The sequence below is a fragment of the Alcanivorax sp. DG881 genome (assembly GCF_000155615.1).
Taxonomy (GTDB): Bacteria; Pseudomonadota; Gammaproteobacteria; order Pseudomonadales; family Alcanivoracaceae; genus Alcanivorax.
Map to the genome: position 1 here is coordinate 340,256 of NZ_DS989915.1, position 11,019 is coordinate 351,274.

Genomic DNA, 11,019 nt, shown 5'->3' on the forward strand with positions numbered 1-11,019 from the left:
TGGTGGCCCTCCGGTCTATCAGTCGTTCAGGTTGTCCAGGAAACGCTCGGCGTCCAGCGCGGCCATGCAGCCAGCGCCAGCGGAGGTCACCGCCTGACGATAGATATGATCCGCCACGTCGCCGGCCGCAAATACCCCTTCCACACTGGTGGCGGTGGCGTTGCCTTCGGTGCCGCTGGCGATCTTGATATAGCCATCTTTCATGTCCAGCTGGCCGGCAAAGATATCCGTGTTCGGCTTGTGGCCGATGGCAATGAAGACACCTTGCAGTTCCAGATCCTTGCTGCCATCACCCTTGGTGGACTTGATGCGCATGCCGGTGACACCGCTGTCGTCGCCAAGCACTTCTTCCAGGGTGTGATCCCATTCCACGGAAATATTGTCTTTGGCGAGCAGCTTGTCCTGCAGGATTTTTTCGGCGCGCAGGCTGTCACGGCGGTGTACCAGGGTCACGTGTTCGGCAATGTGAGACAGGTACAGCGCTTCCTCCACGGCGGTGTTGCCGCCGCCGACAACCGCTACCTTCTGGCCCTTGTAGAAAAAGCCGTCGCAGGTCGCGCAGGCAGACACGCCCTTGCCCATGAAGGCTTCCTCGGATTCCAGGCCCAAGTACATGGCGGTGGCGCCGGTGGCGATGATCAGGGCGTCGCAGGTGTAGGTGCCATTGTCGCCCTTGAGGGTGATCGGCCGGCTGCTCAGGTCCACGTCGTTGATATGGTCGTAGACCATTTCCGTATCGAAACGCTCGGCGTGCTGCTGCATGCGCACCATCAGGTCCGGACCCTGCAGGCCTTCCACATCACCGGGCCAGTTATCCACTTCCGTGGTGGTGGTGAGCTGGCCACCCGGCTGGATACCGGTGATCACAACCGGCTTGAGGTTGGCACGGGCGGCGTAGACGGCCGCAGTGTAACCCGCCGGGCCGGAACCCAGAATAATCAGCCGATGGTGCTGCACGTCGCTCATGTGTTACTCCAATAAATACATAGGTTGGGCAGGTGGGTGGGCACGTAGTGCCGCGTCCGTCCTTGCGCGCCTAACTGTGGGGGCAAAGCCTGCACATTCAAGGCAGTGAAAACTACCGTAAAACCGGGTCGTCGTGAAGCCTGATCATGGGCTATTAGTGCGATAGGAAGAGGTGACTGCCCGGGTTGCGAGCCGCAGATTGCGGCTATTTTGTGCGATAATGCCGTGCGCCCGGGCACCCCGGGAGGGGCAAAGCTGGCCGCCCTCACTGTGATTGACTACAATCGCAATAATTTCAATCCGTTATCAGCTATTCTTTATCCAATAGTTTGACTTTATTGAGGGGCAAGGCGTGAGTAAAACGGTTGCCGGGCAAGGACAGTCCGGGTTTTCCCGCCATCTCAAACGCGGTTTGGTGGAAGGCATGGTCATTGCGCTGATCGCCTTTTCCCTTTACCTGCTGCTGGCGCTAATCAGTTTCGATAGCCGCGATCCCGGCTGGTCCTATGTGGGCAACGTGGATGCAGTCCGCAATGCCATGGGGCGGGTAGGGGCGTTCAGCGCCGATCTGCTGCTGGGCCTGTTTGGCTATATGGCCTACCTGTTTCCGGTGCTGCTGGGCTTTTGGGCCGGCAAGGTGCTGCGTGAGCGTCATGCCGGGCTGCCGGGGAGCTGGCCGTTGTTCAGCCTGCGACTGGTGGGTTTTATTCTGACCATGCTGGCGGGCACGGCGCTGTCATACATGCATTTCACCATGGGCGATACGCTGCCGGAAGGCGCCGGGGGCATTCTCGGCCATGAGGTTGGCGATGCCTCCCTGGCCGGGTTCAACCCGCTGGGTGGGACCTTGATGATGGTGGCGTTGTTTTTGATCGGCGTGACCATCTTTACCGATTTGTCCTGGATCGCGCTGGCTGAAGGCCTGGGCGCGCTGGTGCTTGGCGCCATTGAGAAAGTGCCTGCCTGGTGGCAAGCGCGTAAACGTCAGCGCGAAGAGCAGCGGCAGAAGAAAGAAGCCCACGAGAAACGCGCCAAGGTCATTACCGAGGCGAAGAAAAAGGCAGAAACGCGAACCCCGCCAAAAATCGCCAAACCGGCCAAACCGGTGGAAAAAAGTGCCCGGGTTCAGAAGGAAAAACAGCAAAAACTCTTCACCACAGAAGTGTCCGGTGAACTGCCCCCAGTGGGCCTGCTGGATGCGGTGGAAGAATCCACCGGCGGTTACTCTGAAGAAGCCCTGGAAGGCATGTCGCGCCTGCTGGAAATCAAGCTCAAGGATTTCAATATCGACGCGGAAGTGGTGGCGGTGCAGCCCGGCCCGGTGATTACCCGCTTCGAGATTCAGCCGGCAGCAGGTATTAAGGTTTCCAAGATCACCAACCTGGCCAAGGATCTGGCCCGTTCCCTGGCGGTGATCAGCGTGCGGGTGGTGGAAGTGATTCCCGGCAAGACCACCGTGGGGATTGAAATTCCCAACGAGCAGCGGGAAATGATCCGCTTTACCGAAGTGGTCGGCACACAGATGTTCGACCAGGCACCGTCGCCCCTGACCATGGCGCTGGGCAAGGATATTTCCGGTAACCCGGTGATGGCTGATCTGGCCAAAATGCCCCACTTGCTGGTGGCGGGTACCACCGGTTCCGGTAAGTCCGTGGGCGTGAACGCCATGCTGTTGTCCATGCTGTTCAAGTCCAGCCCGGACGATGTCCGCCTGATCTTGATCGATCCCAAAATGCTGGAACTGGCGGTCTACGATGGCATTCCGCACTTGCTTACCCCGGTGGTCACCGACATGAAAGAAGCGGCCGGTGCGCTGCGCTGGGGTGTGGGTGAAATGGAGCGTCGTTACCGGCTGATGGCCTCCATGGGGGTGCGGAATATCTCCGGTTATAACCGCAAGGTGGACGACGCCAAGAAGAAAGGCGAGCCCCTAAAGGATCCGCTGTGGAAGCCGGATGACCCCATGAATCTGGATGAGGAGGCGCCATTGGCCGAGCACCTGCCTTACATCGTTATCGTCATCGATGAATTCGCCGACATGATGATGATTGTGGGCAAAAAGGTGGAAGAGCTGATCGCGCGTATCGCCCAGAAAGCACGGGCAGCAGGGATCCACCTGATTCTCGCCACCCAGCGGCCGTCCGTGGACGTGATTACCGGCCTGATCAAGGCCAACGTGCCGTCGCGTATCGGCTTCCAGGTATCGTCCAAAATCGATTCCCGCACCGTGCTGGATCAGGGCGGGGCGGAGCAGCTGCTGGGCCATGGCGACATGCTTTATTTGCCCGGCGGCACCAGTGTTCCGGAACGTGTTCACGGCGCCTTTGTCTCAGATGAAGAGGTACACCGGGTTTGTGACGATTGGCGCAAACGTGGCGAGCCCAATTATCTGGAAGAAATTCTCGATGGTGGCAGCGACCTCAATGCACCGATGCCTGGCATGGAAAGCGCCGGCGACGGCAGCGATGACGAGAATGATCCGCTTTACGATGAAGCGGTGGCGATCGTCACCGAGTCCCGACGGGCGTCCATTTCCTCTGTGCAGCGGAAACTGAAAATTGGCTATAACCGTGCCGCCCGCCTGGTGGAAGCCATGGAAATGGCAGGGGTGGTCACCGAGGCCGGTAACAATGGTCAGCGCGAAGTCATCGCGCCGCCGCCGGTCAAATAAGGAGATTGAATGAAGACGTTGTTGTTGAGCCTGGCGCCTGCTGTCCTGTTGGCCTCTACCGCATGGGCGGGTGCCACGGATGATTTGCTGGATCGCCTGCAGACACTCAAATCCATGAAAGGGCAGTTCGAGCAGGTGGTACTGGATCAGGGCGGCACGCATATGCAGGAAGCCACAGGCCGTTTTCAGGTGGCCCGCGGGAACCAGTTTTACTGGCTCACGGAAACGCCTTATGAGCAGATGGCTGCTTCCGACGGCGAAACCGTCTGGGTTTACGACAAGGACCTGGAGCAGGTGGTGGTACGCCCGCTGAGCCAGGATCTGGGCCAGACCCCGGCCCTGTTGTTTGGTGGCAAGCCTGCCGATGTGGCCAAGGCGTTCAGTATTTCCGAGCGTGATAATCAGGGGAGCGAAGTCACTTACCGGCTTACCCCAAAAGGTCAGGACCCGCTGTTCGATCAACTGGATGTGACCTTCAAGGGTGACGAGCCGGCGTCCATGCGCCTGCAGGATGCACTGGGCCAGCAGACGGTGATCGACTTCAAGAGCCTGACCCTGAACGGCGGGATCGACAGCGACCTGTTCCACTTCGAACCGCCTGAAGGCACGGATGTCATTCAGCAACAACAGTAATCGAGGGTAGCGGCCGGGATGATCCGGCCGCAGCCCGGTCACCAGTAGGCGTTTTCCATGAGCGATCTTTTTGCCGCCGATGCCGCCCAGCAGGCTCAGCCCCTGGCGGCGCGCCTGCGACCTGCCCACCTGGATGACTATGTAGGCCAGCAGCATCTGGTTGGCGAGGGCAAGCCGCTGCGCCAGGCCCTGGACCGGGGCCAGCTGCATTCCATGATTCTGTGGGGCCCGCCGGGCACCGGCAAAACCACCCTGGCACTGATCATGGCGCAAACCGTGGATGCCGCGTTTATCACACTCTCTGCGGTGTTGTCCGGGGTAAAGGATATCCGGGCCGCCGTTGAGCAGGCACAGATTCGCCTGGGGCAGGGGCGCCGCACCGTCCTGTTTGTGGATGAGGTGCACCGCTTCAACAAAGCCCAGCAGGATGCCTTCCTCCCCCACGTGGAAGAAGGCACGATCACTTTCATCGGCGCCACCACCGAAAACCCGTCTTTTGAACTCAACAACGCGCTATTGTCACGGGCGCGGGTATATCGGCTTCGAGCATTGGCTCCTGACGATCTCAGCGGTTTGTTAGGCCGTGCACTGCAGGATCCCGCTCTTAACGGTATGCAGCTGGATGCTGATGCCCGGGAATTGTTGCTGAACTACGCTGATGGTGATGCCCGGCGGCTGCTGAATATGCTTGAAGTCGCGGCAGATTTGGCGGATCAGGATGCTCCGAAGATTGATGCAGAATTGATGCGCGAGGTGCTGCGTGATGCGGTGCGCCGTTTCGACAAGGGCGGCGACCTGTTTTACGACCAGATCAGCGCCATGCATAAATCCGTGCGCGGCTCCGACCCGGATGCGGCCCTGTACTGGTTCGCCCGCATGCTGGATGGAGGCTGCGACCCGCTCTACCTTGCCCGCCGCGTGGTCCGCATGGCCAGTGAAGACATCGGCAACGCGGACCCGCGGGCATTGACGCTGTGCCTGCAGGCCTGGGATGTGCAGGAGCGATTGGGGAGCCCGGAAGGGGAGCTGGCGATCGCCCAGGCCATCGCCTACCTGGCGGTTGCCCCGAAAAGTAATGCGGTCTACAACGCCTATAATCAGGCCTGCGCTCTGGTCCGTCAGCAGCCCACCGACGAGGTGCCCCTGCACCTGCGTAATGCGCCCACCCAGCTTATGAAAGACGAAGGCTTCGGTGCCGAGTATCATTATGCCCACGATTTCCCCGAGGCCTTTGTGGCCGGGGAAAATTACTTTCCGGCAAGCCTGCAGCATACCCGTCTCTATGAGCCGGTGAATCGCGGGCTTGAAATCAAGGTGGCAGAAAAACTGGCCCGGCTGCGTGGCCTGAATGCCAGTAGCGACTGGACCCGTTACGGGAAGGGGAAATAATGTCGGTATCAGCGATCACGGAAGGAGGCATGCTGCCCTGGATTGCGGTGGCCTGTGGCGGTGCTATCGGCGCCTGTCTGCGTTTTGGCACCACCTTGTGGGTGGGGGTCCCGGTGATGCCAGCCTGGCCCTGGGCCACTTTCAGTGTGAACCTGGCGGGCAGCTTTCTGTTCGGGTTGCTGGCGATCATGATGGCGAGCCTGCCGGTGGGTGATGTATGGCGGCTGGCGTTGATGACCGGCATGCTCGGTGCCCTGACAACCTTTTCCACCTTTTCGTTTGAGCTGGTGCGGATGGTGGAAGCCAGGGCCTTCTCGCTGGCGGCGGGCTATGCAATGTCGTCGGTGACGGTCTGTCTGTTGCTGGGCATGGCGGGCCTGGCCCTGGGCCGACTGGTTTTTGAATAACATGGGGAAGTTGAATATTTAAACGTTCAACTCAGCCTTTTCTGATTTTGGAGTAAGAGAAACATGCTGGATATTCGTGCCCTGCGGCAGGACGGTGAAGCGATCAAAACGGCGCTGACCAAACGCGGTTACACCCTGGATCTTGACGCGTTTGCGGCGCTGGATGCCAAGCGCAAGCAGGCAGACATCCGTTCCCAGGAGTTGCAGGCCGATCGCAAGAAAGCCTCCAAGCAGGTGGGCGAACTGATCAAGTCCGGCATGGCGGTGGAAGACGCCAAGTCGCAGGTTGCAGAAACCCTGCAAACCATCGATGCGGAGCTGGACCGCGAAGTGGCGAGCGCCAAGGCGATCCAGGAAGAAATTCGTGAATTTCTGATGGGGATTCCCAATGTGCCGCAAGATGCGGTGCCGGCAGGTAATGACGAAGACGACAACGTGGAAGTGCGCCAGTGGGGCACACCGAAAACGCTGCCGTTTGAACCCAGGGATCACGTGGATGTTGGTGAGGCCCTGGACGGCGGGCTGGACTTTGAGCGCGCGGCCAAACTGTCCGGCGCCCGGTTCTCCGTGATGAGCGGCGGGTTGGCTCGCATGCATCGGGCGCTGATCGATTTCATGCTCGACATGCACAGCGATGAGCACGGCTACCAGGAAGTCTATGTACCGTTCCTGGTCGGGCCGGAAGCCCTGCGCGGCACCGGGCAGTTGCCTAAATTCGCGGAAGACCTGTTCAAGATGGAAGGGGAGCGTGAGCTATACCTGATCCCTACCGCCGAAGTGCCGGTGACCAATCTGGCGGCGGACGAGATTCTTGAAGCGGACACCATGCCGCGCCGCTACACCTGCCACACGCCGTGTTTCCGTTCCGAGGCGGGCAGTCACGGCAAGGACACCCGCGGCATGATCCGCCAACACCAGTTTGAAAAGGTGGAGCTGGTGCAGATGGTACGCGCGGAGGAATCCGATGCGGCCCTGGAGGCGCTCACCGGGCATGCCGAAGCGGTTTTGCAGAAGCTGGATCTGCCTTACCGGGTGGTGATCCTGTGTGGCGGAGATTTGGGCTTTTCCTCGTCCAAAACCTACGACATCGAAGTCTGGCTGCCGAGCCAGCAGCGCTACCGGGAAATCTCTTCCTGCTCCAACTTTCAGGATTACCAGTCGCGCCGCATGCAGGCCCGCTGGCGCAATCCGGAAACCGGCAAGCCAGAACTGGTACACACTTTGAATGGGTCTGCCCTGGCAGTAGGGCGTACGCTGGTGGCGATTCTGGAGAACTATCAAAACGAAGATGGTTCCGTGACCGTGCCGGAGGCATTGCGTTCCTACATGAGAGGTCTGGAGCGCCTGAAGTAAGGCTGTTCTGGCGCAGACGACGGTGATGCTGCGTTGCACGTTTGTTATACGGCAAGCCCGCAGCGCGGGCTTCCTGCCGTCAGCGTCATGCATCCGGCGTCCAGCGTTTACTGGGAGCAAGCATGGAATTTTTACCGATCAGTTGGCGTTTGCAGGGCAAAGTGGCTCTGCTGGCTGGCGGCGGCGAAGTGGCGCTGCGTAAAGGGCGCCTTCTGCACCGTTCGGGTGCGGTAGTGAATGTGGTTGCCCCGCAAGTGTGCGATGAATTGCGCGCTATTGTGGCGCAGAGTGGCGGCGCCTGTATTGATCGTGCGTTTGCGAGCACGGATCTGGATGGGGCCGCGCTGGTCATTTGCGCCACGGACGATCGCAGTACCAATGCCGACATTGCCAGCCAGGCGCAACAGCGCGGTTTGCCCGTCAATGTAGTCGACGATCCGTCGCTGGGCGATTTCATCTTTCCTGCCATCGTGGATCGTTCTCCGGTGCTGATCAGTATCAGCTCCTCCGGCGCCTCGCCGGTACTGGCCCGCAAACTGCGAGCCCAGCTGGAGTCCTCTCTGCCGGCTCGCTGGGGGCGCCTGGCGGATCTGATGGCCCGTTTCCGCCAGCCGCTGAAAGAAAAGCTCGATAATATCGGCGCGCGGCGTCTGTTCTGGGAGCAGACCCTGGATAGCCCGGTGGTGGAGAAGGTGCTGGCTGGCAAGGACAGCGAAGCGGAAGCCATGCTGGCCGCTGCCATCGAATCCGCCGATGCGGCCAGCCTCAGCCGGGGTGAGGTCTACCTGGTAGGGGCGGGCCCCGGTGACCCGGACCTGTTGACGTTCCGGGCGTTGCGCCTGCTGCAGAAAGCGGACGTGGTGCTGTACGACCGCCTGGTGGGCAAGGGTATCGTGGATCTTGCCCGCCGGGATGCGGAGCTGGTGTACGTGGGCAAGGCCCGCGATAAACACGCGCTGCCCCAGGACAACATCAATGAATTGCTGGTTCATTACGCTAAACAGGGCAAGAAAGTATGCCGTTTGAAGGGTGGGGACCCGTTCATCTTCGGCCGGGGTGGTGAAGAAATTGACCTGATTGTGGCCGAGGGTATCGACTTCCAGGTGGTGCCGGGTATTACCGCCGCCAGTGGTTGTGCTTCCTACGCCGGTATTCCACTGACACACCGTGATCACGCCCAGTCTGTGCGCTTCGTGACCGGGCACCGCAAGGATGGCTCGGTGGATCTGGATTGGGAGCATCTGGTTGGTGAACACGAAACGGTGGTGTTCTACATGGGGTTGGTGGGCCTGCGGGAAATCTGCAGCCAGCTGATCGCCCATGGCCGTGCGGGTGATACGCCGATTGCGCTGGTGTCACGGGGTACGACCAATCTGCAGGAGGTGATTACCGGCACCCTGAATCAGCTACCGGACGATATTGAAGGGCGGGAGATCCACGCACCGACATTGATTATCGTTGGCAGCGTGGTCAGCCTGCATCCTAAATTTAACTGGTTCAAACCCTGAAAGACGTTTGCGTGCGTGTAGGCAGCGACGTGGACGTATATGCCGAATGTCGGGTTACGGCTACGCCTAACCCGACCTGCTACGGAGCACGGTTTTGTAGGTCAGATTTACCCAAGGGCACAGAGAGCCTGAAAGGCGTAATCCGACAATGGTTAAAGCCGTGTCTTATCACGGTTTTCCCACAGTGCTGCGGCGTCTTTGCGCGCACTCTCCAGTGAGTCTGCCTTGTCGAGGCCCCACAGGGCCACGGCCACGGTATGGATAACGGCCTGTTCGCCGTACTCATCACGGCTTTCTCCGCGCCATACCTTCAAGACCCTGTCTGCACTGGGGTCGCCCGGTGGTGTTTGTCGAGGCAGGGCGCTGTCGATCACGGCACTTTCCAGTGGCTCGCCATGACGGATGCCCTGGATTTGTGTGCGGGCATCCGGGCGGATTTCCAGCTCGCCCCCCTCGCCCTTGAACAGGAGCAGGTCCCGATCACCGGCCAGCGTTGCCGCCCCTTGATGCAGCTCGATATAAGCCGGGTGGAAAACGCTCTGCATGGAAAGCGGTGCCTGGGCAGGGTTGAGGCTGCGGGCCAGGGTGTTGATTGGTGAGCGCAGGCCCAGGAAGTAGCGCAGCGTGAGCATCCGCGCCAGTGCTGGGCAGAACTGTTCCAGGGGTAGGTAGGCCAGCCCGTGTTCTTCAAGGTGTGCGTGCGCTTCGGCGACGGTTTGCGCAACGGGCAGGCCCAGTTGCGGCAGAAGCTGATCGGTATACACGCGATTGGGTGTGTGCGCCGGTCCGCCATGGAGAAACGTGCGGATGCCGTTGGTGGCCAGTAGCACTGTTGCCAGCAGGTACCAGGGGTGATGCTTTTTCTTGCCGGCATAGCTGGGCCAGTCCAGTTCCACATGGGGCAGCTCGGCAAGGGCCTGGTAGCAAGCGGGTCGGCAGGCATCAAGAAACCCTGCCAGCTCATCCGGCGTTTCTTCTTTTACCCGCAACAGCATCAGGAAAGCGCCAAGCTGAATATCTTCCACGTTTCCGTCGAGGATGGCCTGCATGGCCTCACGGGCTTCCTCACGGGTGAGGCTGCGGCGGGCGCGTTTGCCGCGGCCCAGGGTGCGGACGAAAGGCGCAAAAGCATGTTCAGTCATGATTCCATCTCATCGGGTTTAAGACGTGTTGCGTGAAGCATGGTACGTGGAAGCGTTTCAATACCAGCTGGTGCACGGGCCGTGTTCGGCGATCAGTGCGATCAGACCCGCATGATCTATCACCGGCAGGACGCTGTCCGGGAGTTGTAAGGATGAGTGCGTCAGCAGGTAGCCATCTCCTTTCAGCTCCAGCTGTGATGCAAGTAACAGGCCCGCATCGGTGAAGACGCAAATGTCGCCACGGGCATAAAGCGCCGAGAAGCGCTGGCGCGTGTTGTCATCGTCAGGGGAAAAGCCAAGCAGGTGCAACATTCAGAACACCAGAATCTGATCGCATTGGGTGCGTAATGATAGCAGCTCATCATACCCGAGCGGGTCGGCGCTCACCGGGCAGGGTGTGGCGGCGGTGGTGTTTTCCCCGCGTCCCGGTTTTTCGGTCACGCAGCGCACACCGAAGTCTGCGAGCTGCATCAGGGTGTCGTTAGGGCACAGTTTCAGCGTTGCGAGAGCCGGGGGGGTAAGCCACAGGGTGGTGGCCTGTCCGAACGCTGCACCGGTGAGCAGCATGTCCAGCATCTCCTGGAACTGGCTGGAGAAGGGGTGGCTGCCGGTGGCGATGTAGAGGGTATGGTTAGCCAAACTGGATCACCCGGTCGCTGCTGATGAGGGCCTCTGCCCATTGCCCCAGTCCCGCAAGAGAGAAGCCTTCTGCCAGCGTGTTGTCCGCGTCGGTGGCGACAATGCCACGGCGCTGGGCCGCGCCCACACAAACCACGGCATTCACATCATGACGGGCAAGCCAGTGCTGCCACTGCTGGGCGGTGCTGGCCTGGGTGCTATCACCGGTCCAGGCATGGCGGTTCGCCAGATGCACGGCATCCCGGTAGAAGAACAGGCAGTGGAGTTGGTGATCGGGGGTGTCGAGAAGGGCTTGAGCAGTATGCAGGGCG

The 11,019-nt window shown here is 60.3% G+C and carries 11 protein-coding genes; 6 read left to right on the top strand and 5 right to left on the bottom strand.

The annotated features are described in order from the left end of the window. Window positions 1–18: 18 nt before the first annotated feature. A complete protein-coding gene (gene trxB, locus ADG881_RS01510; protein WP_007150681.1) occupies window positions 19–966 on the bottom strand; it encodes a thioredoxin-disulfide reductase in 948 nt (315 codons plus the stop codon). Window positions 967–1,318: 352 nt separating this feature from the next. Between trxB and ADG881_RS01515 the strand changes: the two genes are divergently transcribed. The 6 genes from ADG881_RS01515 (at window position 1,319) to cysG (ending at window position 8,927) form a co-directional block, all read left to right on the top strand. Further along, window positions 1,319–3,637, top strand: coding sequence for a DNA translocase FtsK (locus tag ADG881_RS01515; protein WP_007150871.1), 2,319 nt, complete (start codon window positions 1,319–1,321; stop codon window positions 3,635–3,637). Between the two features lie 9 nt (window positions 3,638–3,646). Beyond that, window positions 3,647–4,270 (top strand): outer membrane lipoprotein chaperone LolA, encoded by a 624-nt coding sequence (gene lolA, locus ADG881_RS01520; protein WP_007148715.1) that lies wholly within the window; start codon window positions 3,647–3,649, stop codon window positions 4,268–4,270. 57 nt (window positions 4,271–4,327) lie between these two features. After that, window positions 4,328–5,659 (top strand): replication-associated recombination protein A, encoded by a 1,332-nt coding sequence (locus ADG881_RS01525; RefSeq protein WP_007149084.1) that lies wholly within the window; start codon window positions 4,328–4,330, stop codon window positions 5,657–5,659. Next, complete coding sequence (locus ADG881_RS01530) at window positions 5,659–6,066, top strand: CrcB family protein (protein WP_050760101.1); 408 nt, start codon at window positions 5,659–5,661, stop codon at window positions 6,064–6,066. The genes ADG881_RS01525 and ADG881_RS01530 overlap by 1 nt, the downstream gene beginning before the upstream one ends. A gap of 63 nt (window positions 6,067–6,129) precedes the next feature. Next, window positions 6,130–7,419: a serine--tRNA ligase gene (gene serS / locus ADG881_RS01535; RefSeq protein WP_007150457.1), complete on the top strand. Its 1,290-nt coding sequence runs from the start codon at window positions 6,130–6,132 to the stop codon at window positions 7,417–7,419. Between the two features lie 122 nt (window positions 7,420–7,541). Next, the gene (cysG, locus tag ADG881_RS01540) at window positions 7,542–8,927 is read left to right on the top strand and encodes a siroheme synthase CysG (protein ID WP_007149808.1); all 1,386 of its coding nucleotides are present in this window, start codon (window positions 7,542–7,544) and stop codon (window positions 8,925–8,927) included. A gap of 152 nt (window positions 8,928–9,079) precedes the next feature. Here the strand turns inward: cysG and ADG881_RS01545 are convergent, their stop codons facing one another. The 4 genes from ADG881_RS01545 to tusD all read right to left on the bottom strand — a co-directional run. Beyond that, on the bottom strand, window positions 9,080–10,069 hold the full coding sequence (locus tag ADG881_RS01545; protein ID WP_007150299.1) for a glycosyl transferase family protein: 990 nt from the start codon (window positions 10,067–10,069) through the stop codon (window positions 9,080–9,082). 57 nt (window positions 10,070–10,126) lie between these two features. After that, window positions 10,127–10,381, bottom strand: a complete 255-nt coding sequence (locus ADG881_RS01550; protein WP_039925913.1) for a hypothetical protein — start codon at window positions 10,379–10,381, stop codon at window positions 10,127–10,129. After that, complete coding sequence (locus tag ADG881_RS01555) at window positions 10,382–10,708, bottom strand: hypothetical protein (protein WP_007150451.1); 327 nt, start codon at window positions 10,706–10,708, stop codon at window positions 10,382–10,384. After that, a partial coding sequence (tusD, locus tag ADG881_RS01560; protein WP_039925916.1) for a sulfurtransferase complex subunit TusD occupies window positions 10,701–11,019 on the bottom strand: 319 nt, incomplete at its 5' end. The genes ADG881_RS01555 and tusD, both read right to left, overlap by 8 nt.

What these genes read in the sequence shown, in the direction of transcription:
- trxB (WP_007150681.1), bottom strand. Translation starts at nt 966, where the DNA reads ATGAGCGACGTGCAGCACCATCGGCTGATTATTCTGGGTTCCGGCCCG.
- lolA (WP_007148715.1), top strand. Translation starts at nt 3,647, where the DNA reads ATGAAGACGTTGTTGTTGAGCCTGGCGCCTGCTGTCCTGTTGGCCTCT.
- ADG881_RS01525 (WP_007149084.1), top strand. Translation starts at nt 4,328, where the DNA reads ATGAGCGATCTTTTTGCCGCCGATGCCGCCCAGCAGGCTCAGCCCCTG.
- ADG881_RS01530 (WP_050760101.1), top strand. Translation starts at nt 5,659, where the DNA reads ATGTCGGTATCAGCGATCACGGAAGGAGGCATGCTGCCCTGGATTGCG.
- serS (WP_007150457.1), top strand. Translation starts at nt 6,130, where the DNA reads ATGCTGGATATTCGTGCCCTGCGGCAGGACGGTGAAGCGATCAAAACG.
- cysG (WP_007149808.1), top strand. Translation starts at nt 7,542, where the DNA reads ATGGAATTTTTACCGATCAGTTGGCGTTTGCAGGGCAAAGTGGCTCTG.
- ADG881_RS01545 (WP_007150299.1), bottom strand. Translation starts at nt 10,069, where the DNA reads ATGACTGAACATGCTTTTGCGCCTTTCGTCCGCACCCTGGGCCGCGGC.
- ADG881_RS01550 (WP_039925913.1), bottom strand. Translation starts at nt 10,381, where the DNA reads ATGTTGCACCTGCTTGGCTTTTCCCCTGACGATGACAACACGCGCCAG.